The sequence below is a fragment of the Streptomyces sp. NPDC004111 genome (assembly GCF_042874215.1).
Taxonomy (GTDB): domain Bacteria; phylum Actinomycetota; class Actinomycetes; order Streptomycetales; family Streptomycetaceae; genus Streptomyces.
In genome coordinates, this window is sequence record NZ_JBIAMU010000006.1 from 149150 (window position 1) to 168502 (window position 19353).

General features: G+C 74.4%; 19 protein-coding genes. 11 read left to right on the forward strand and 8 right to left on the reverse strand.

Going from position 1 to position 19353, the window contains the following annotated elements; all coding sequences use genetic code 11:
- Positions 1-107 precede the first annotated feature (107 nt).
- The 3 genes from ACFYVL_RS14690 to ACFYVL_RS14700 all read right to left on the reverse strand — a co-directional run bounded on the left by ACFYVL_RS14690 (position 108) and on the right by ACFYVL_RS14700 (position 2691).
- Positions 108-191: a putative leader peptide gene (locus ACFYVL_RS14690; protein ID WP_389244825.1), complete on the reverse strand. Its 84-nt coding sequence runs from the start codon at positions 189-191 to the stop codon at positions 108-110.
- 141 nt (positions 192-332) lie between these two features.
- Positions 333-911, reverse strand: coding sequence for a GNAT family N-acetyltransferase (locus tag ACFYVL_RS14695; protein ID WP_389244496.1), 579 nt, complete (start codon positions 909-911; stop codon positions 333-335).
- A gap of 139 nt (positions 912-1050) precedes the next feature.
- On the reverse strand, positions 1051-2691 hold the full coding sequence (locus ACFYVL_RS14700) for an acyl-CoA dehydrogenase family protein (RefSeq protein ID WP_389244498.1): 1641 nt from the start codon (positions 2689-2691) through the stop codon (positions 1051-1053).
- Positions 2692-2708: 17 nt separating this feature from the next.
- Between ACFYVL_RS14700 and ACFYVL_RS14705 the strand changes: the two genes are divergently transcribed.
- Together ACFYVL_RS14705 and ACFYVL_RS14710 are read left to right on the forward strand one after the other, a co-directional pair.
- A complete protein-coding gene (locus ACFYVL_RS14705) occupies positions 2709-3935 on the forward strand; it encodes a YihY/virulence factor BrkB family protein (RefSeq protein WP_389244500.1) in 1227 nt (408 codons plus the stop codon).
- Positions 3936-4204: 269 nt separating this feature from the next.
- Positions 4205-4966 carry a helix-turn-helix domain-containing protein gene (locus tag ACFYVL_RS14710; protein WP_389244502.1) on the forward strand — a complete coding sequence of 254 codons (762 nt, stop codon included), beginning with the start codon at positions 4205-4207 and terminating at the stop codon, positions 4964-4966.
- Here the strand turns inward: ACFYVL_RS14710 and ACFYVL_RS14715 are convergent.
- The gene (locus ACFYVL_RS14715) at positions 4903-5298 is read right to left on the reverse strand and encodes a VOC family protein (protein ID WP_389244504.1); all 396 of its coding nucleotides are present in this window, start codon (positions 5296-5298) and stop codon (positions 4903-4905) included. The two genes, ACFYVL_RS14710 and ACFYVL_RS14715, sit on opposite strands and share 64 nt — an antisense overlap.
- Positions 5299-5613: 315 nt before the next feature.
- Between ACFYVL_RS14715 and ACFYVL_RS14720 the strand changes: the two genes are divergently transcribed.
- Complete coding sequence (locus ACFYVL_RS14720; protein ID WP_389244506.1) at positions 5614-6609, forward strand: NAD-dependent epimerase/dehydratase family protein; 996 nt, start codon at positions 5614-5616, stop codon at positions 6607-6609.
- A 126-nt stretch (positions 6610-6735) separates the two neighbouring features.
- On the opposite strand, the gene ACFYVL_RS14725 is transcribed toward ACFYVL_RS14720, so the two are convergent.
- Positions 6736-7380 carry a phosphotransferase family protein gene (locus ACFYVL_RS14725; RefSeq protein ID WP_389244508.1) on the reverse strand — a complete coding sequence of 215 codons (645 nt, stop codon included), beginning with the start codon at positions 7378-7380 and terminating at the stop codon, positions 6736-6738.
- 206 nt (positions 7381-7586) lie between these two features.
- Here ACFYVL_RS14725 and ACFYVL_RS14730 point away from each other — a divergent pair, with 206 nt between their 5' ends.
- From ACFYVL_RS14730 to ACFYVL_RS14740, 3 genes are all read left to right on the forward strand, one after another.
- Entirely contained in the window at positions 7587-8417 is an 831-nt protein-coding gene (locus ACFYVL_RS14730; protein WP_389244510.1) for a 2,3-dihydro-2,3-dihydroxybenzoate dehydrogenase, read from the forward strand.
- A 115-nt stretch (positions 8418-8532) separates the two neighbouring features.
- Complete coding sequence (gene dhbC, locus ACFYVL_RS14735) at positions 8533-9756, forward strand: isochorismate synthase DhbC (protein WP_389244827.1); 1224 nt, start codon at positions 8533-8535, stop codon at positions 9754-9756.
- Positions 9757-10083: 327 nt separating this feature from the next.
- Positions 10084-10830 (forward strand): hypothetical protein, encoded by a 747-nt coding sequence (locus ACFYVL_RS14740; protein ID WP_389244512.1) that lies wholly within the window; start codon positions 10084-10086, stop codon positions 10828-10830.
- On the opposite strand, the gene ACFYVL_RS14745 is transcribed toward ACFYVL_RS14740, so the two are convergent.
- A complete protein-coding gene (locus tag ACFYVL_RS14745) occupies positions 10814-12160 on the reverse strand; it encodes an MFS transporter (RefSeq protein WP_389244514.1) in 1347 nt (448 codons plus the stop codon). The genes ACFYVL_RS14740 and ACFYVL_RS14745 overlap by 17 nt on opposite strands.
- 56 nt (positions 12161-12216) lie before the next feature.
- Here ACFYVL_RS14745 and ACFYVL_RS14750 point away from each other — a divergent pair, with 56 nt between their 5' ends.
- Positions 12217-12801, forward strand: a complete 585-nt coding sequence (locus tag ACFYVL_RS14750) for a CGNR zinc finger domain-containing protein (RefSeq protein ID WP_389244516.1) — start codon at positions 12217-12219, stop codon at positions 12799-12801.
- Here ACFYVL_RS14750 and ACFYVL_RS14755 read toward each other — a convergent pair.
- A complete protein-coding gene (locus tag ACFYVL_RS14755) occupies positions 12798-13220 on the reverse strand; it encodes a DUF4345 domain-containing protein (RefSeq protein ID WP_389244518.1) in 423 nt (140 codons plus the stop codon). The two genes, ACFYVL_RS14750 and ACFYVL_RS14755, sit on opposite strands and share 4 nt — an antisense overlap.
- Positions 13221-13321: 101 nt before the next feature.
- Between ACFYVL_RS14755 and ACFYVL_RS14760 the strand changes: the two genes are divergently transcribed.
- A complete protein-coding gene (locus ACFYVL_RS14760) occupies positions 13322-13960 on the forward strand; it encodes a TetR/AcrR family transcriptional regulator (RefSeq protein ID WP_389244520.1) in 639 nt (212 codons plus the stop codon).
- Between the two features lie 249 nt (positions 13961-14209).
- Positions 14210-15325 (forward strand): ribosome small subunit-dependent GTPase A, encoded by a 1116-nt coding sequence (gene rsgA / locus ACFYVL_RS14765; RefSeq protein ID WP_389244522.1) that lies wholly within the window; start codon positions 14210-14212, stop codon positions 15323-15325.
- Positions 15326-15478: 153 nt separating this feature from the next.
- On the opposite strand, the gene ACFYVL_RS14770 is transcribed toward rsgA, so the two are convergent.
- On the reverse strand, positions 15479-16681 hold the full coding sequence (locus ACFYVL_RS14770; RefSeq protein ID WP_389244524.1) for an erythromycin esterase family protein: 1203 nt from the start codon (positions 16679-16681) through the stop codon (positions 15479-15481).
- A gap of 77 nt (positions 16682-16758) precedes the next feature.
- Between ACFYVL_RS14770 and ACFYVL_RS14775 the strand changes: the two genes are divergently transcribed.
- Both ACFYVL_RS14775 and ACFYVL_RS14780 read left to right on the forward strand, forming a co-directional pair.
- Positions 16759-17646 (forward strand): TioE family transcriptional regulator, encoded by an 888-nt coding sequence (locus ACFYVL_RS14775; protein WP_389244527.1) that lies wholly within the window; start codon positions 16759-16761, stop codon positions 17644-17646.
- A gap of 167 nt (positions 17647-17813) precedes the next feature.
- Positions 17814-19301 (forward strand): DNA-3-methyladenine glycosylase 2 family protein, encoded by a 1488-nt coding sequence (locus ACFYVL_RS14780; RefSeq protein WP_389244530.1) that lies wholly within the window; start codon positions 17814-17816, stop codon positions 19299-19301.
- The last annotated feature ends 52 nt before the right edge of the window (positions 19302-19353 follow it).

Here is a 19353-nt window from a genome sequence, read left to right on the forward strand (position 1 = left end):
CTGCACACTCGCGCAAAAAGGGCGCGGTGGTGCGCAGACACGTGCAAAGACGGAGGGCGAAGCTGGGAACTCGGGAAAACCGGTGGAAGTGCGGCAGTGCTGGGCTGTCAGCAGGCCGGACAGATGGCGCTGGACATGCGGCCGAGGTCGACGTGCCGTCGACTCACCAAGGCAACTCCAGCGGTATCCATGGCGGAAGCGTGGCACGGCCGTCTCGGGCCAGTCCACCGTTGTCCGCGATGTGGACGACACTGTCCCGAATGATGGGACAGTGTGTCACCGGTCACGTCTGTGCGAAGCGCGCGTAAAGGAGTAAAGGCGGGCCAATCGGCTCAGGTGCGGGCGCCCGGCCACGGCCCCGGGTTGGCGACCTCCGGCTCCTTCTCGACCTTGGTGTCGAAGAGCCGGAATCCACGCTTCAGGTAGTTGTCCATGGCGTGCGGGCCGTCCTTGGAGCAGGTGTGCAGCCACACGCGCTGTGTCGGCGTGCGGTCCGGGTGGCGCTCCGCCAGGTCCCAGGCCCGCAGGATCCCCTGCGAGAGCAGGTGGCCGCCGATGCGACGGCCCCGGAACGCCGGGACCAGCCCGAAGTAGACGATCTCCACCGCGCCCTCGTCCTGCGCCTCCAGTTCGACGTACCCGGCGGGCGTGCCCCGGTCGTACGCCACCCACGTCTCGACACCCGGACGGTCCACGACCCGCTGCCACTGCTCGTACGACCACGGCAGCCGGTCCGTCCACCGGATGTCACCGCCGACGGCGGTGTAGAGGAACCGGCTGAACTCGGGGGAGGGCACCTCGGCCCGGACGACCCGGAGGGTGTCACCGGGCGGTGCGGGCACGGGGGTGTGGTCAAAGGCGGAGGTCTGTTCCAGCGACCAGGTGGTCACGGTGATGTCGCGGCTGTTCATGGGCCTCAGGGAATCACGGCGCGACCGCGGACCGGGCGACCGGGGCGCCGCCCCCGCGGCCACGGCCACGGACCGCCGGGGCGCCCTGATTCCCCGCGGCCACGGCCACCGGGCCCGCCCTTTCCCGGAACGGGCCCGCTCAGATCTGTACCCGCGCCCGCTCCACCACCGCCCCCAGGTCCAGGCTCGACGGGAGCGTGCCGAAGGCCGTGCCCCAGTCGCCGCCCAGCCGGGAGGCGCAGAACGCGTCCGCCACCTCCGGCGGCGCCCAGCGCACCAGCAGCGAGCCCTGCAGCACCAGCGCCATCCGCTCCACCAGGCGCCTGGCCCGGCCCTCGATGCCGTCCAGGTCCGCCAGATCGGTCAGCAGGTGCTTGATCGCGCCGTCCAGCCGGTGGTCGGCGCCCCGGGCCAGACCGACCTCGGTGAGGAAGGCGTTCAGGGCCATCGGCTCGCGCTGGAGTGCGCGCAGCACGTCCAGCGCCTGGACGTTGCCCGAGCCCTCCCAGATGGAGTTCAGCGGGGACTCGCGGAGCAGGCGCGGCATGCCGGACTCCTCCACGTACCCGTTGCCGCCCAGGCACTCCAGGGCCTCGGCGGCCACCGGGGTGCAGCGCTTGGTCACCCAGTACTTGGCCGCCGGAACCGCGAGGCGCAGCAGCGCCCGGTCCTGCTCGCTGTCGCCGTCGTACGCTGCCGCCAGCCGCATCGCGAGGACGGTCGCCGCTTCCGACTCCAGGGCCAGGTCGGCCAGCACGTTGCGCATCAGCGGCTTGTCGATCAGCTCGCCGCCGAACGCCCTGCGGTGCGCCGCGTGGTGGGTGGCCTGGGCGACCGCCTGCCGCATCAGGGCCGCCGAGCCGAGCACGCAGTCGAGACGGGTGGCCGCCACCATCCCGATGATGGTGCGCACCCCGCGTCCCTCCTCACCGACCAGCCGGCCCCACGTCCCGTCGAACTCGACCTCCGAGGAGGCGTTCGACCGGTTGCCCAGCTTGTCCTTCAGGCGCTGGATGCGGAAGGTGTTGCGGGTGCCGTCCTCCAGTACGCGCGGCACCAGGAAGCAGCTCAGTCCGCCGGGCGCCTGGGCCAGGACCAGGAAGCCGTCGCTCATCGGGGCCGAGCAGAACCACTTGTGCCCGGTCAGCACGTACTCCCCGGCCGCCCCGCCGTCGATCGGCAGCGCCTCGGTCGTGTTCGCCCGGACGTCGCTGCCGCCCTGCTTCTCCGTCATGCCCATGCCGAACAGGACTCCCGGCTTTCGCGCCGCGGGCATCAGCTCCTGCCCGTACACGGAAGAGGTCAGCCGCGGCTCCCAGAACGCGGCCAGCGACGGGTCGGCGCGCAGCGCGGGCACCGCCGCGTGCGTCATCGACACCGGGCAGCCGTGACCGCCCTCCGCCTGCGTCCACACCAGGAACCCGGCGGCCCGGCGCACATGGCCGCCGGGCCGGCCCCAGGCGTTGGTCAGGCCCGCGGAGACCGCGTGGCCCAGCAGCCGGTGCCAGGACGGGTGGAACTCGACCTCGTCGATCCGGTTCCCGTACCGGTCGTGGGTGCGCAGCTCCGGCGGGTTCTCGTTCGCCTGCGCGCCCCACTCCTGCGCCTGCGAAGATCCGGCGGCCCGGCCGAGCGACGTCAGCTCCTCGCGCACGTCCTCCAGAAGAGTGGCGTCGGTGTGCCGTTCGACGGCCTCGCCGAGAGCCCGGTCGGCACCGAAGACGTCGTACCCCACCAGGGGCGGGGGCTGGTTCGTGACTGTGTGGGTGGTGGCTGCCATGCGGCTACGGTAAGGAGGTGCAGGCAGCAAAGGAAACACCCGAACGGCCCCGGAAACACCGACGGGAGAATCGGCTCCACCGGGCTCGCGTTCTCTACCGCAACGTATCGAAGCGGAAGCTGGCCTGGCTGCTGCTCAAGGACACCGTCAACAGCTGCGTCGAGTACCGCATCCTCGGCCTCGCCGCCGAAGCCGCCTTCTTCACCCTGCTGTCACTGCCGCCCCTGCTGCTCGGACTGCTGGGCCTGCTCGGCTACATCGACAACTGGACGGCCACCGAGACCGTCAAGTCCATCGAGGAGAACATCCTCAGCGCCTCCCAGGCCGTCCTCTCCGACCGCGGCGTCAACGAGTTCGCCAAACCGCTCCTGGAGGACGTCACCCGGGAGGGCCGCCCCGACGTCATCTCCATCGGCTTCGCCATCGCCCTGTGGTCCGGCTCGCGCGCGGTCAACGTCTTCATCGACACCATCACCGTGATGTACGGGCTGGACGGCCACCGCGGCATCGTCAAGACCCGGCTGCTTGCCTTCCTGCTGTACGTGGTCGCGCTGCTCATCGGGGCGGTGGTGCTGCCGCTGATGGTGGTCGGGCCGGACCGGGTGGTGGAACTGGTGCCGTTCGGCACGGAAGTGATCAGCGTCCTGTACTGGCCGGTGGTGATAGTGCTGTCGGTGGTCTTCCTGACGACGCTCTACCACGTGTCGGTGCCGGTGCGTTCGCCCTGGGTGGAGGACGTGCCGGGCGCGCTGATCGCGCTCGGGATGTGGGTGCTGGGCAGTTTCCTGCTGCGCATCTACGTCACCAGCACCGTCGAGGGCGGCACCATCTACGGCTCGCTGGCCGCGCCCATCGCCGTTCTGCTGTGGATCGGTGTCTCCGCCTTCGCCGTGCTCGTGGGGGCCGCCGTCAACGCGGCCATCGACCGCGTCTGGCCGTCGGTCGCCACGGCGGCCGCCCGCGCCGAGAACGACCGGCTGCGCACGGCGCAGGCGGCCGAGGTGATAGCGCGGGCGCGGGCCGCCGAGGCCGAGGAACGGGCGGCGCGGGCCGCCGAGGGGCTGGAGGACGAGGAGGAGGACGGCGAGGGCGAGTGGACCGGGACCAACCCGGACATGCCCTCGGAGTTCCCGGAGCGGTGGTCGAGGTTCCTGCCGCCGGACGACGTGAAGGCCCGGCTGCACACCCCGCGCGAGAAGAACCAGCCGCTTCCCTCGGACGCGCAGGGCACACCGGAGGTGTGACGCGGGGAGCGCGGCGACCGGGTTCGGGGGCTGTCCGAGGGAGGGCGAGGTCCGTTCGGTGTCCGGCGGCCTTCCCCTGTGCCGTGCGGCTGTGCGGTGCCCGGTGGCTTTGCCGTGTGTGGCTTGTCCGGTGCCCGGTGGCTTTGCCGTGTGTGGCTGTCCGGCCGTCCGGTGGCTGCCGTGGGCGGCCGTCCGGGGTCCGGTGGTCCTGCCGGGTGCGGCCGTTCGGGGGCCGGGTGTCCTTTTCCGGCAGGGGCTAGCCTGGCCGTATGGCAGCGCCCGACGACGGCAGGTACCGGGAGCGTCCCTCCCGGCTCGACGGTGCCGTGGTCTGGTGGCGCGGCAGCGTCCCGGGCCCCGCTCCCGGCGCGCCGTACCCCGTGCTTCCCGACGGCTGCATGGATCTGCTCTGGGCCGACGGGCAGCTGATCGTCGCGGGTCCCGACACCCGGGCCCACGCCGCCGCCGACCGGCCCGGCGCCTCCTTCGCGGGCGTCCGCTTCGCCCCCGGCACCGGGCCCGCCCTCCTCGGGGTGCCCGCGCACGAACTGCGCGACCGGCGGGTGCCGCTCGCCGACCTGTGGCCCGGCGCGCGGGAGCTCGCGGAACGGGTCTCCGACGCCCGGGACCGGGCCGCCGCCCTGGAGGAGGCCGTGCTGCGCAGGGCGGCCGGGGCCGGGCCGCCGGACCCGCTGATGCGGGCCGTCGCGGCGGAGATCGACGCCGGGCGCACCGTCGCGGGCGCGGCCGGCACGGTGGGCCTCAGCGCCCGGCAGCTGCACCGCCGTTCGCTGGACGCCTTCGGGTACGGGCCCAAGACGCTGGCCCGCGTCCTGCGCCTCCAGCGCGCCCTGGCACTCGTCCGTGCGGGAACCCCGTACGCGGCGGCAGCCCTCGCCTCCGGCTGTGCGGACCAGGCCCATCTGGCCCGCGAGGCACGGCAGCTGGCGGGGATGACGCTGAGCGCCTACGCCTCGCTGGCCGCGAAGAGGGACACCCCGCAGCCGTCCGGGTCGAGCACGACGGCGTAGCGCTGGCCCCACACGGCGTCCCACGGCTTGAGGTGCCCTTGGTACCCGGCCGCGACCAGGTCGTCGTACACCGCGTCGACCTCGGCGGGGCTCTCGCACAGGAAGGCGAGCCCGACCCGGTCGCCGCCCTCCGGCTTCTGCCACTGCGGATCGAAGGAGCGCATCACCTCCTCGGTGTCCCACAGCACCCGGACCCCGGTGGGCAGCACGGCCTCCACGTGGGGCTGGGAGGCGGCGTCGGCGGGCAGCGGGATGCCCAGGCGGCGGTAGAAGTCGAGGGAGGCGGCCATGTCGGAGGTGACGATGCCGATGGCGTCGAGTCGAGGAGTCATGGCACGAGCGTAGGACCGGGCACCGTCGCGGATCTTGAAGAAAACGGACGTCTTCGCCGGGGCGGCGCGAAGGGCCCGGCGGGGCGCTCCGCGCGGTGCTGCGCAGGGCGCAGGGCGCAGGGCGCAGGGCGCAGGGCGCAGGGCGCTTCGCGGAAACCGTCGGCCGGGCTTCGGAAGGCTTCGCGCGGCTTCGGGATGCTTCGCGCGGGGCTTCGGGAGGGCCACGGCCGGGCTTCGGGAGGGCTTCGCGCGGGGCGAACAGCGCGCTGTTCAACTCCCGCTCGCCGCGACGCCCGCTCGGGCATGATGGCGATCATGAAGCTACTCATACTCGGCGGAACCGAGTTCGTCGGTCGCGCGGCGACCGAGGAGGCACTCGCCCGCGGCTGGGACGTCACCGTCTTCCACCGCGGCAACCACGCCCCGCCGCCCGGGGTGCGCGCCCTGCACGGCGACCGGCTCGGCGACCTCTCCGCGCTCGACGGCGCGGTGCGCGGGGGCGCGCGCTGGGACGTCGTACTGGACACCTGGTCGGGGGTGCCCGGTGCCGTGCGGCGGGCGGCGGAGCTGTTGGCCCCGCACGCCGATCGCTACGTCTACGTGTCGACCGTCTCGGTGTACGACGGCTCGCTGCCGGCCGGGCACGACGAGGACGCCCCGCTGGTCGAGCCCGGCGACGAGGGCTACCCGCACATGAAGCGGGGCGGTGAGCTGGCCGCCCTCGACGCGTTCGGCGCGGACCGCACGGTGTTCGCCAGGGCGGGTCTGATCCTGGGCCCCGGCGAGAACATCGGCCGGCTCCCGTGGTGGCTGAACCGCGTCGCCCGCGGCGGCCGGGTGCTCGCCCCGGGGCCGCGCGACCTGACCCTGCAGTACATCGACGCCCGCGACATGGCGGTCTGGATGCTGGACGCGGCGGAGTCCGGCCTGTCCGGCCCGTACAACCTGGTGTCCCCGGCGGGGCACACCACCATGGGCGAGTTCCTGGATTCCTGCGTACGGGTGACGGGGTCGAGCAAGGCCGAACTGTGCTGGGCAGAACCGGAGTTGGTACTCGCGCACGGTGTCGAGCCCTGGATGCAGCTGCCGGTGTGGATCCCGCCGGGGGAGGACCACGACACCGTCCACGGCACCGGTGTGGCCAAGGCGCTGGCCACGGGGCTGCGGTGCCGTCCGGTCGGCGAGACGGTCGCGGACACGTGGGCGTGGCTGGGCACCCTCGGTGGGGTGGCGCCGCAGCGTCCGGACCGTCCGGTGCTGGGGCTCGACCCGGAGACGGAGGCCAAGGTGCTGGCTGCGATGGGGGGTTGAGCGGCGGGGTCGGAGGGGTGCGGCTCCGCCGGGGGCCGCCCCCTTGCCCGCCCGTTCCGCCCCCGGGGGGCGGCCCCGCCGCCCAAGGGAGCGGCGGCGGGCATCCGCCGCCCAAGGGGGGCGGGGCTACTCCAGCCAGCCTTCGGTGGCGATCAGCAGGTCGATCCGGTGCGGTTGGAAGTCGACGAGTTCGCGGCACCGCTCGACCATCGCCCGGTGCCGGGTCTCCCAGTCGGGCCGGTGCCCGTAGGCGTGGAAGAACTCCTCCAGCGCGCCGACGGACTCGGGGTGGTGGGTGCGGACGATCCACTCGCACCACGCCAGGTCCTCCACAGGGTCGCCCGCGTGGGCCCACTCCCAGTCCAGCAGCGCGGTCACCCGCGCGCCGTCCCCGGTGAGCAGGACGTTGTTCGGACCGAAGTCCCCGTGTACGAGCACGGTCCCCGGTCTCGCCCGGTGGAACACCTCGGAGGCGTCGACCGAGTGCACGGTGCGCAGCGCGATGCCGCAGGTGTGCAGTACGTCCTCGGCGCGGCCGGCCTCGATCAGGTCCTGGCCGTGCACCCCCGCCAGGAAGGTCATGCTGAGGCTCTCGCCGGTGCAGCCGATCAGCTGGGGCACGGGCAGCGCGGCCCCCATCGTCTCCAGCCCGCACAGGGCGGCGGCCTCCCGCTCCATCCGGCGTTGCGCGTCCCGGCCCCGGTAGGTCTTGGTGACCACTCCGGCGTGGTGGGTGGTGTGGTTGGTGTAACCGTGCGGCAGCTGTTCCATGAGGTCAGCTTTGCCCATCAAGAGCCTTGTGTGTGGCCGCCGTTGGCCCCGTGACGAGAGGTTGACACCCACGGGGTGGCTAAGACTGGAACGCCCGTGCGGTTCTCGGTGGGACCGGCTCCACTATTCGAACGCAACCTGGCCCCTCTCGATCTTCAGTGTGCGTTAGGTTAGGCTCACCTAAGCACGTCGAGGGAGGACCTTTCATGCCCGAGCACATACCGGCACAACTGCCGCACCAGCCGTCCGGGGAGGACGAGTTCGCCGGCCGGGTGGCGCTCGTCACCGGTGCCGGACAGGGCATAGGCGAAGCCGTGGTGCGGGCGCTGGTGGCCCGGGGGGCGACCGTCGCCGCCACCGACCGGGCGCCCGAGGGCCTCGCCTCGCTCGTGGAGAGCCTGGCCAAGGAGGAGCCTCCCGGCAGGGCCGTCGCGTACCCCCTCGACGTCACCGACAGTGGCGCCGTGGACGCGACGGTGGCCCGCGTCGAGTCCGAACTCGGTCCGCTGGACCTCCTGGTGAACGTCGCCGGCATCCTCCGTACCGCACCGGCCACCGCGCTCACCGACCAGGACTGGGCCGACACCTTCGCCGTCAACACCACCGGCGTCTTCCACACCTCCCGCGCCGCCGCCGCCCGGATGACCGGGCGCCGCAAGGGCTGCATCGTCACCGTCGCCTCCAACGCGGCCGGCATCCCGCGCACCGGCATGGCCGCGTACGCCGCCTCCAAGGCCGCCGCCGCCATGTTCACCAAGTGCCTCGGCCTGGAGGTCGCCCGCAGCGGCGTCCGCTGCAACGTCGTCGCCCCCGGCTCCACCGACACCCCCATGCAGCGCGGCATGTGGGAGGGCCGCCCGGACGCCGAACAGGGCGTCATCGAGGGCGACCTGGCCTCCTACCGGACCGGCATACCGCTCGGCCGGATCGCCCAGCCCGCCGACATCGCCGACGCCGTGCTCTTCCTCGCCTCCGACCGCGCACGGCACATCACCATGCAGGACATCTACGTCGACGGCGGAGCGACCCTGCGCTGACGCGGTCCCGCCGGCCCCTTCTCGTCCCGTCCGTCCCGCCCGCCCTTTCCGTACGTACGCACCTCTCGCGCTCCGCCCCCACATCCTCACGAGCATTGGAGAACCCGTGGACACCGTGTCGACGGCACCCGTAGTCGCCACCGCCACGCACCGCAGCCCCTCCGGCGACGCGGCGCACCCCGCCGTTGGCGCGGCCACCGGACTGCTGGACGCCTACACCTCCGGCGCCCGCTTCCTCGCCACCCCGACCCGCACCCTGCTGGCCGACGGACCGGCACGCGAAGTCCCGCACGGGGACGAGCCGTTGGCGCGGCGGGTCGCCGAGACCCTGGAGACCGCCCGGCGCGAGGGGCAGGCGCAGCCGGTGGTCATCGGCGCGGTGCCGTTCGACCAGGGCGCGCCCGCCGCGCTCGCCGTGCCGGAGTTCGTGCAGGACGCGCCGCCGCTCGCCAACGACCCGCTGATCGCCCTGCCCGCGGACCTGCCCGCCACCACCGAGTGGAAGGTGCGCCCCGTCCCGTCGCCCGAGATGTACGGGGCCGGGGTCGCGGCGGTCGTGGACCGGATGTGGCGCGGCGAGTTCAGCAAGGTCGTGCTCGCGCGGACCCTGGAACTCACCGCCGACGCGCCGCTCGACCTGCCGGTGATGCTCCAGCGGCTGGCCAGGCGCGACCCGTCCGGCTATACGTTCGCGCTGCCCACCGGCCCCGGGCGCACCCTCATCGGGGCCAGCCCCGAACTGCTCCTCTCCCGGCGCGGCAACAAGGTCGTCGCCAACCCGCTCGCCGGGTCCACCCCGCGCAGCGAGGACCTGGCGGAGGACGTCCGGCGGGCCGCTGCCCTGCTCGCCTCGGCGAAGGACCTGCACGAGCACGCGGTCGTGGTGGACGCGGTGCACGGGGTGCTGGCCCCGTTCTGCACCACGCTCGACGTCCCGGCCAAGCCGACCCTGATCCGCACCGCCACCATGTGGCACCTCTCCACCACCGTGACCGGCACCCTGCCCGAGGGCAGCACGACCTCCGCGCTCGAACTGGCCTCCGCGCTGCACCCGACGCCGGCCGTGTGCGGCACGCCGACGCTGACGGCACGTCAGGTCATAGCGGAGACCGAGCCGTTCGACCGGGGCTTCTTCACCGGCATGGTCGGCTGGGGCAACGCGGACGGCGACGGCGAGTGGGTCGTCACGATCCGCTGCGCGGAGGCGGAGGAGCGGACGCTGCGGCTGTACGCGGGAGCGGGCGTCGTGGCGGCTTCGGAGGCGGAGGCGGAGACGGCGGAGACGGGAGCGAAGTTCCGGACGTTCCTGCACGCGGTGGGCGCGGAGGTGCAGGCGTAGAGGCGGAGCCCCGAACCGAGCCCCCTCGGGCGCCGGGGCCGCACCTTTCCCACCCCACCCCCGCCCCCTCGGGCGCCGGGGCCGCGTCTCTCGCCCCCGCCCCCTTGGGCGGCGGGGCCGCCCCCCGGGGGCGGAACGGGCGGGCAAGGGGGCGGCCCCCGGCGGAGCCGCACCCCCAGGCCCTGGCCCCGCCCACTCGCCCCGCCCGCCCACTCGCCCCGCCCGCCCCCTCGCCCCCCGATGCCCGCCGCCACACGGGGGGCCGTCCCGGCGCGGTCCCGGCACGCTTGCCGGGACGCCCGGCCCTTCCCGCCTACGGTGACCGTTATGAACGCATCCGACACGGATTCAGCCCGGCTGACCGCCCTCGCCGCGCTCCCCCAAAGCACCGAGGAAAACCGCGCCGAACTCCTCGGCACCGCCTGGCTCACCGGTACCCGCAACATCACCGAACTCGCCTCGGCCGCCGGTACGGACCGGGACACCGTCCACGCCGCCCTCACCGCCCGCGGCATCGACATCCGGGACCCCGACGCCGCCCCCGCGCCCCGCCCCGAGCGGGTGACCGCCGGTCTGGTGGAGCCGGTGGCGCGGCAGGCCGAGGAGGCCTTCGGGCCGCTCGTCCACGACACCCACGACCCCGGTCCGCTCACCACCGTGACCTGGCAGCTGGCCATCGCGTACCGCTCCATCGCCGCCCTCCTCCTCGACGAACTCCCGGACGCCGAGCGGGAGGAGACCGCCGAGGAGCTGTCCGACCGGCTCCAGATCGCACTGCACAACTCGCACATCTACCGGGCCTCGCGCAGCACCCCGCGCCGGCTGGCCGCCCAGACCGCGCGGACCGACGCCGAGATCTCCGTGCTGCAGCCGCTGCCCAGTGGGGCGACGGTCACCCTCACCCTGCCGTCCGGCGAGAGCCTGACCGCCCGTCTCGGCAGCGAGGAGGGCACCGGGCTGACCACCCTCGGCTCGGACAGTCCGCTCCTCGACACGGTCCTGGAGGCCCACGACCACCTGGAGTTGCACACCGCCCTGGACACGGTGGCCCAGGTGCTCACCCGTCACCTCTAGCCGCCGCCTCCTCCTCGGCGTCCCCCCGGGTTCCGCCAGGGTGCCTGCCCGCCTTGCCCGGCACCACCCTGGCGTCGCCCCGGAGCTTCCGCGGCAGGCGGCCGGCCAGGGCGGCCGTGAGCTGGAGCCCCGCCGCCGCCAGCAGCGCCACCGGCAGGGACCGGGCGGCCAGCGCTCCCGCCAGGGCCGCCCCCAGGGCGAAGCCGGTGAGCTTCAGGCTGGCCCCGGTGGTGAAGATCCGCCCGCGCAGCCCCGGCGGCGCACACCGGTGCCGCACCGCGAACAGCGCGGTGAGCTGCGGTCCCGCTCCGGCCCCCGCCAGTACCGCCGCCACGACGACCGGGCCGGGCCGCAGCGTCGCCGCGAGGAGACAGGCCGCGGCCAGCACGAGCGTACTGAGACCCAGTACGGACTCCGGGGCGCGCGTCGCACGCGGCAGCCGGGCCAGGACGGCGTTGGCGCCCAGCGCCCCCAGCGCGGTGCCGGACAGCAGGAGCGCCCCCCGCTCGGTACTGCCCAGCGCCACCGCCCCGAGCAGCGGCGTCACGGCGACGAAGACGCCCTCGCCCGCGCAGGACAGCACCGAGAGCGACGTGGCACGGGCGAGCGGCCGGCTGCGTACGACCGCGCGGAAACCGTTCGCGAGATCCGTGAGGACGGGAAGCACGGCGTGTGCGGCACGGGCGCGCGGCGATCTTTCGGGGGTACGGGGAGCGGCCGGTGGGCGGGGCGGGCGGGCGACGCGTACCGCCGGGAGCGACCGGGTCGCCGGGACCGCGGCGGCGATCAGCGCGGCCGAACCGGCGACCGCCGCCGGGGCCCCCGCCGCCCCGGCGACCGTGCCCGCCAGCGCGGGGCCCACCAGGCTCGCCAGGCCGAAGGTCTGCGCGTCCCAGGCGTTCGCCCGCGGCAGCTCCTCGTCCGGTACGACGTCCGGAAGCCGCGACGTCCAGCCGCCCGACAGCGCCGGACCGAGCAGTCCCGCGCCGACCGCCACGCACAGGGTCGCCGCGGCCGGGGCCCGCCCCAGCGCCGCCAGGATCACCAGCAGCGCGCCCGCGTACAGGGCCAGCGCCCAGGCCAGCAGCAGGCCGGGACGGTGCGCCCGGTCCAGCAGGACACCGAACACCGGCCCGCCCACCGCCGCCGCGACACTCACCGCGGCCAGCAGGGACGACGCGTCGCCCACCGACCCGGTGACCGCCAGGGCGAGCAGGAGCAGCGCCGGTCCCGACATCTCGTCACCGGTGCGCGCGGCGGTCGCACCGACGACGTACCGCCACCACTGCCTACGGTGCGGACGCGGGTGCGGGGAGCGGGGCTGAGGCATGCCGCGCACAGTAGAGGGGTAACGCAAAGATGGGCTAGTTGCGTTACATTCGGCGGATGCTGTCGATGGACACCGCCCGGCGGACCGTGGCCCTGATCAATGTGCTCTGCGCGGCGGAGGAGGGCGCCGAGGGCGAGGCGCGGGCCGCCGTGACGGCCGTGCTCCGGGAACACGGAGAGCCCGAGCCGTTCGTACTCACCGGCGCCGACCTCGCCGACCTGCGGGCCGCCGCCCTCCTGCTGCGCGAGGTCTTCGCCGCCGGGGACACCGGAGGCGCCGCCGGCACCGACCTGGCCGCCGAAGCCCTGAACGGCCTGCTGAGCCGCACCCGGGGCGGGCTCCGGCTGACCAGCCACTCCGGCACCACCCCCTGGCACCCCCACCTGGACGGCGACGACGAGGCGCCCTGGGGCGAGTGGTTCCTCGCCTCGTCCTGTCTCGCGCTCACGGTGCTGCTCTGGGACAGGGGGGCCGCCCCCGGCGGACTGTGCGGCGCCGCCGGCTGCCCGCACGTCTACCTGGCCCACGGTGCCGGGCCCGAGCGCCGCTACTGCTCGCGGCGCTGTGCCACCAGGGAGCGGGTGGCCGCGCACCGCAGGGCGCGGGCGGCGGAGCGCACCGCCGCACCGGGCGGCGCCTAGGGTGCGCCCACCGGGGCGGTGCTCCCCGGGGTCTTGTCCGCCCACCGCTTCTCGTCCGCGTCCGCCAGCAGGAAGTACACGGGCGGCAGGACCAGTTCGAGGGCCAGCAGGACCAGTTGGAAGGAGTGCGGGCGGCCCTCCGTGGCGAGCGAGAGCAGCCGTCCCGCCGCGCCCAGCAGGAAGATGCCCGACAGCCACCGCACGGCCGCCGCCGGTACGGGGGAGCGGCGGGCCGCCCACAGCCAGGCCACCCCGTAACCGGCGAAGATCGCGCCGAAGAAGCGGCCCAGGCTGTCGACCGTGGTGCCCGCCGAAGCGGCCCCGGGGATCGCCGCGTTGCCGCCCACCACGTGCAGCAGTCCGATCGCGACACAGGCGTAACCCATCACCTGTGCCAGCACCTTGAGAGTTCTCGCCACGGCGCACCCACCCGTTTCCGTCTGCTCGGTCCAGCCTTGGTTGACGTGTGTCTACTAAGCTAGTGGAGGTAAGTGGACGCGTGTCAAGTAGGGTGGTCCCCATGCCTCCCCGCAGACGACTCGCCCCCGCCGACCGCCGTGCCCAGCTGCTGGCCGTCGGCGCCGGACTCTTCGCCGCCCGGCCCTACGACGAGGTGCTGATGGAGGACGTCGCGGAGGCGGCCGGGGTGTCCCGGGCGCTGCTCTACCGGCACTTCGCCACCAAGCGCGACCTGTTCGTGGCCATCTACCAGCAGGTGGCGGACCAACTGCTCGCCAAGGCCAGGTTCGACCCGGCCGACACCCTTGAGGAGCAGCTGACCGAGGGGCTCGACGCGCACTTCGCGTACTTCGCCGAGAACCGGAACACCGTCATCGCGGCGAACCGCACCCTGGCCGGCGACCGGCTCGTGCAGACCGTGATCGCGGGCGAGCTCGACGCCCTGCGCGAGCGCGTGCTGGACGCCCTCGACATCACCGAACCCGGAACGCGGGCCGCCGCGTCGCAGGTGATCAAAAGCTGGCTCGTCTTCGTCCAGGTGCTGTGCGTGGACTGGCTCATGGAGGAGACCTGCACCCGCACCGAACTGCGCGACGTGTCCCTCGGCGCGCTGCGCGGCGCCCTCGCCCCGCTCCTCGACACACCGCCCGGACCTGCGGGAACAGCGGCTCGACCGCCCCGTGAGGGCGGTCGCGCATAAGTCGCGGAAAAAGGCTGGCGGGCCCGCCCGAAGCCCGGTTATCGTGTGCACGTTCCTCCGGCGGCCGGCAACGGCCGTCGGTGTCGGCCCGATCAAGGCAGGAGGTGTGACCGATGGGTGTCAACACCATGGGTGCCGTGCGCACTCGGAAGCTCATCATCGCCACCTCCGTGGCCACCGGCTGACCACTTCTTTCTCCGCGCCGACGAGCGCGCTGCCGGGGCCACCCCTGTTCCGAAGGGCCACCCCTTGTTCTCCACCTCGCTCCACCAGGCTTCCGCCACGTCGTCGCACCCGCTCGCCCCGTACGGGTGGGACGCGGGCTGGGACGCCGAGTTCGCCCCGTACGCCGAACAGGGCCTGCTGCCCTGCCGGGTGGTGCGCGTCGACCGCGGACAGGCCGACGTCGTCACCCCCGACGGCACCGTCAGGGCCGACACCGCCCTGGTCACCCCGCACGACCCGATGCGCGTCGTGTGCACCGGCGACTGGGCCGCGCTCGAACCCGAGGGCAGCCCGCGGCTGATCCGTACGCTGCTGCCGCGCCGCACCGCGTTCGTGCGTTCCACCTCCTCCAAGCGGTCCGAGGGGCAGATCCTCGCCGCCAACGTCGACCACGCGATCATCGCGGTCTCGCTCGCGGCCGAACTGGACCTCGGCCGGATCGAACGCTTCCTGGCCCTGGCCTGGGAGTCCGGCGCGACACCGCTCGTGGTCCTCACCAAGGCCGACCTGGTGCCCGACGCCACCGGCCTGTCGTACCTCGTCGAGGACGTCGAGACGACCGCACCCGGCGTGCAGGTCATCGCGGTCAGTTCCGAGACCGGTGACGGCGTCGACGTGCTCGCGGCCGTCGTCTCCAGCGGTACGAGCGTCCTGCTCGGAGCGTCCGGAGCGGGCAAGTCCACCCTGGCCAACGCCCTGCACGGGGCCGACGCCATGGAGGTGCAGGCCATCCGTGACGTCGACGGCAAGGGCCGGCACACCACCACCACCCGCAACCTGCTGGTGCTGCCCGGCGGGGGAGTGCTCATCGACACCCCCGGACTGCGCGGTGTCGGGCTCTGGGACTCCGAGTCCGGGGTCGGCCAGGTCTTCTCGGAGATCGGCGAACTGGCCAGGGACTGCCGCTTCCACGACTGCGGGCACGTCTCCGAGCCGGGCTGCGCGGTGCTCGCCGCCGTCGAGGACGGCACGCTGCACGAGCGCCGGCTGGACAGCTGGCGCAAGCTGATCCGCGAGAACGAGCGCATCGTCGCCAAGACCGACGCACGGCTGCGCGGCGAGATCCGGCGCGACTGGAAGCAGAAGCACGCGGAGGGCCGGGCCAACCACGCGGCCAAGCGCGGCGGCCGGATCCGGTAACCGGCCGTCGGCCGGGCACGCGAGGACGGGGCCGTACGCCGCCACGTACGGCCCCGCGCCCCCTTGATACACACACCGCGTCCAGGGGGGAACCATCGGCGCCACACCCCCGGGGAGGCCGTGAACCGGGCCTCCCCTAGGGGCAGTTGGTGCTCAGCTCCGGGGCGCGTCCCGCAGGAAGACCAGCCCGTCGCTGCCCGCCAGATGCGCCGGGTCGAACGGGGCGTAGCCGAACCACGGCGACACGCGCGGCACCGGAAGGCTGTCGCCGAGGGCGTCGGACAGACGGCGGGCGTCGACCACGCAGCGGTCCTCGGGCAGTGCGTACAGCAGCCCTTCGAGGGTGTCCGGCGGCGGGGCGTCCACCCCGTGGTGGCGGATCGTGCCGAGGGCCGTGGCCAGGAAGCGGTACTCCCCGCCCAGCCGCGCGGCTACCAGCGCACCGGCGCTCCACCACTCCAGCCTCCCCTGCCACATCCGCATCGAGGACTGCTCGCGCTGGAGGTGGGAGTTGTGGGCGTGGACGAGTACCGGGCCGCGCTCGGCGGCGGCGAGCAGGTTCTCGGCCATCATCAGGTCCCGCAGCGCGCACAGCCGGTTCATGCGGGCGGCCGACCGGTCGGCCATCCCGTACTGGTAGCGCAGCAGACCGACGGCGGTGCGGGCGTACAGACGGGCCCGCTCCAGCTCCTGCGGCGAGGTCGTCGCGGCCAGGTGCGGCGCCTGCGCTTCGAGCAGGGCCGCGAGGTCGTCGGCGAGCAGCCGCAGCCGCACGGCCTCGGGCGACCGCCCCACGGCCTCGGCCGGGTCCGTCATCGCGGCCGGAGCGGTCCACCGTTCGTCGGCGCCGAGCAGCTCGTCGAGGGTCTCCGCCGTGCAGGGGAGCAGCGCGGCGTCCACCCGGGCCGCGAGGTGGCCGTGGAGCGCGGTGAGGCACTGCCGGGGGCTGTCGACGCCGGTCAGCTCCAGCGGGCCGTCGAGCCCGGCGAAGCGCACCCGGTCGGCCGCCGGGCGGCCCTCGTTGAAGTCGCGCATCCAGCGCACCAGGGCGCGGTTGGCTGCGGAGGCGCCCCAGCCGTGGCTGAAGCCGTGCTCCATGACCTCGTCGAGGGTGCCCCTGCCCGAGGTGACGTGGTCGTCCACGGTCAGGCCGCGCAGGCAGTCGCTCTCCAGGGCGACCGTCCGGTAGCCCTCCCGCTCGACGAGCCGGCGGAAGAGGTCGTCGCGGAGTTCGAGGAGGGAGTCCTCGCCGTGGGTGGGCTCACCCAGTGCGAGGACCCGGGGCCTGGCCGGAAGCAGCCGCAGAACGGCCGAGGCATCGACGGCATGGACGGTTTCCTTGATGTCAGTAGCCATGCCTTCAACGGTATCGTTGAACCTTCGGTGGAAACGTTTCCGCGAGAAGGGCCAATAAAGTGCTGGAGAGCAGGCAGATGAGGGGAAGCAACCCTCAAAACGGGGAACGGCTGAGGCCCATCGACCTGGCGCGCGGGCACGGGCTGTCCACCCAGGCGGTCCGCAACTACGAGGACGCCGGGATCCTGCCGCCCGCCGACCGCACCGCGCACGGCTACCGCACCTACACCCCGCTGCACGCGGCGGCCCTGCGCGCCTTCCTCGCCCTGCTGCCGGGCCACGGCCACCCGACGGCGACGGGGGTCATGAGGGCGGTCAACGAGGACGCCGCCGAGGACGCGTACCGGCTCCTCGACGAGAGCCACGCGCAGCTCCTCGACGACCGGCGGACCCTGCGCGCCGTGGAGAAGGCACTCAAGGACCTCGCCGGCGCGGGAAAGCCGGGGGCCGGTGCTGCCCGCGGCACCGGCACGGCTGCCGGGCCGCGCAGGGCTGCGGGGACGCCGGATTCCGCGGGTTCGGGTTCCGGGGCTTCGGACTCCGGGAGCGGCGGTACGTTCGTCGGGCCGCTGGCCGCACAGCTCGGCATCCGGCCCGCGACCCTGCGCAAGTGGGAGCGCGCCGGGCTGGTGAGCCCGCGCCGCGACCCGGTCACCGGCTACCGCGTCTACGACGAGGCCGATGTGCGCGACGCCCGGCTGGCCCACCAGCTCCGGCGCGGCGGCCACCGGCTGGAACAGATCGCCCCGCTGATCGCCCAGGTGCGGGCGGCGGGCGGCCTGGCGCCGCTGGAGGCCACGTTGGGCGACTGGCACGACAGGCTGACCGCGCGCGGCCGGGCGATGCTGGCAGGAGCAGCCGAGCTGGACGCCTACCTCCGGGCCCGCGAGGAACGGGACACCGGCGACGGGGCGGGCGGGGAGCGGGACACCCGCGACGGGGCGGGCGAGGAGCCGGGCGCCTGACTCTGGGCGGGCGAGGAGCCGGACGCCCGCCCCGGGGTGCGCGACGAACCGGACGGACCGGCTGCGCGCGAGCGTGCCGACCGCGGCCCCGGGCACCGTACGCGCGCGGACGGCTCCATGTCCGAATCCCGCGAGCCGGGGGCCGGGGCCGGGCGCACACTGGAGGCATGACCACGCCCGAGGACACCCGCTACCAGGCCGTGAGCAGCCGTGACGCCCGCTTCGACGGGGTGTTCTTCTTCGCGGTGACCAGCACCGGCATCTACTGCCGACCGAGCTGCCCCGCGGTCACCCCCAAGCGCGCGAACGTACGGTTCTTCCCCACGGCCGCCGCCGCCCAGGGCAACGGCTTCCGGGCCTGCCGCCGCTGCCGCCCGGACGCCGTGCCCGGCTCGGCGGAGTGGAACGTGCGCGCCGACGTCGTCGGCCGGGCGGTACGGCTGATCGGGGACGGTGTGGTCGACCGCGAGGGCGTCCCCGGGCTCGCGGGCCGCCTCGGCTACAGCGCACGCCAGGTGCAGCGCCAGCTGACGGGCGAGCTGGGCGCGGGCCCCGTCGCCCTCGCACGTGCCCAACGCGCGCACACCGCAAGGGTGTTGCTCCAGACGACCCGGCTGCCCATCACGGAGATCGCCTTCGCCTCGGGCTTCGCCAGCGTCCGGCAGTTCAACGACACGGTGCGGCAGATCTACGCCCGAACCCCCAGCGAACTCCGCGCCGAGAACGCGACCGGCCTCGCCAGGGGCACGACGAAGGTCACCGGGGCGCAGGCGAAGCCCGCGAAGCACGCGAAGCAGGGAAAGCAGGCGAAGGGCGAGACGGCTGCCGCCGATGACCCCAGCCGGCCCGCGCCCGGCACCCCCGGCCGTCCCGCCGCCGGCATCCCCCTCCGGCTGGCCTACCGGGGCCCCTACGCCGCACGCCAGGTCTTCGACCTGCTCGCCCGCGACGCCGTGCCCCGCGTCGAGGAGATCCTCGGCGAGCCGGGGACCCGCACCTACCGGCGCACCCTGCGCCTCCCGTACGGCTCCGGCGTCGTCTCCGTCGACGAGGCGCCGCACCCCGGCTGGCTGGAGGCCCGGATCAGCCTCACCGATCTGCGCGACCTGACCACCGCCGTCCAGCGGCTGCGCCGTCTCCTCGACCTCGACGCCGACCCGTACGCGGTGGACGAGCGGCTCGGCGCCGACCCCCGGCTCGCCCCGCTGGTCGAGGCCCGTCCCGGGCTGCGCTCGCCGGGCGCGGCCGACCCCGACGAGGTGGCGGTGCGCGCGGTGGCGGGCCGGGAGCGCTCCGCCGCGCTGGTGGCGGCGTACGGAGAGCCGCTGCCCGAGCCGTGCGGCACCCTGGACCTGCTCTTCCCGCTGCCGCACGCGCTGACCGCCGAACCCGACGCCGGGCCGCTGGCCGCCGCGCTCGCCGACGGCACGGTCCGGCTCGACGCGGGCGCCGACCGGGCCGAGGCGGCGCGGGCACTGGCCGCCGTGCCGGGGGTGGACGCGCGGGCCGTGGCACTGATCCGGATGCGTGCCCTGGGCGACCCGGACGTGGCCCTGCCCGGCGGGCCCGACGACGAACAGTGGCGGCCGTGGCGCTCGTACGCCACCCGCCACCTGACCACCGCCGCACCGAGCCGGGCGGCGGCGGTCGGCTAGCCGGGCGGTGCCTGGCAGGGCGGTGCCGGGCAGAGCCGGCGGCGGACGGACG

Coding starts and splice junctions, on each gene's coding strand:
- ACFYVL_RS14695 (WP_389244496.1), bottom strand. CDS start 911: ATGAACAGCCGCGACATCACCGTGACCACCTGGTCGCTGGAACAGACC.
- ACFYVL_RS14715 (WP_389244504.1), bottom strand. CDS start 5,298: ATGACTCCTCGACTCGACGCCATCGGCATCGTCACCTCCGACATGGCC.
- ACFYVL_RS14690 (WP_389244825.1), bottom strand. CDS start 191: ATGGATACCGCTGGAGTTGCCTTGGTGAGTCGACGGCACGTCGACCTC.
- ACFYVL_RS14710 (WP_389244502.1), top strand. CDS start 4,205: ATGGCAGCGCCCGACGACGGCAGGTACCGGGAGCGTCCCTCCCGGCTC.
- ACFYVL_RS14775 (WP_389244527.1), top strand. CDS start 16,759: ATGAGGGGAAGCAACCCTCAAAACGGGGAACGGCTGAGGCCCATCGAC.
- ACFYVL_RS14760 (WP_389244520.1), top strand. CDS start 13,322: ATGCCTCCCCGCAGACGACTCGCCCCCGCCGACCGCCGTGCCCAGCTG.
- ACFYVL_RS14780 (WP_389244530.1), top strand. CDS start 17,814: ATGACCACGCCCGAGGACACCCGCTACCAGGCCGTGAGCAGCCGTGAC.
- ACFYVL_RS14700 (WP_389244498.1), bottom strand. CDS start 2,691: ATGGCAGCCACCACCCACACAGTCACGAACCAGCCCCCGCCCCTGGTG.
- ACFYVL_RS14720 (WP_389244506.1), top strand. CDS start 5,614: ATGAAGCTACTCATACTCGGCGGAACCGAGTTCGTCGGTCGCGCGGCG.
- ACFYVL_RS14745 (WP_389244514.1), bottom strand. CDS start 12,160: ATGCCTCAGCCCCGCTCCCCGCACCCGCGTCCGCACCGTAGGCAGTGG.
- ACFYVL_RS14725 (WP_389244508.1), bottom strand. CDS start 7,380: ATGGAACAGCTGCCGCACGGTTACACCAACCACACCACCCACCACGCC.
- ACFYVL_RS14740 (WP_389244512.1), top strand. CDS start 10,084: ATGAACGCATCCGACACGGATTCAGCCCGGCTGACCGCCCTCGCCGCG.
- ACFYVL_RS14770 (WP_389244524.1), bottom strand. CDS start 16,681: ATGGCTACTGACATCAAGGAAACCGTCCATGCCGTCGATGCCTCGGCC.
- ACFYVL_RS14750 (WP_389244516.1), top strand. CDS start 12,217: ATGCTGTCGATGGACACCGCCCGGCGGACCGTGGCCCTGATCAATGTG.
- ACFYVL_RS14730 (WP_389244510.1), top strand. CDS start 7,587: ATGCCCGAGCACATACCGGCACAACTGCCGCACCAGCCGTCCGGGGAG.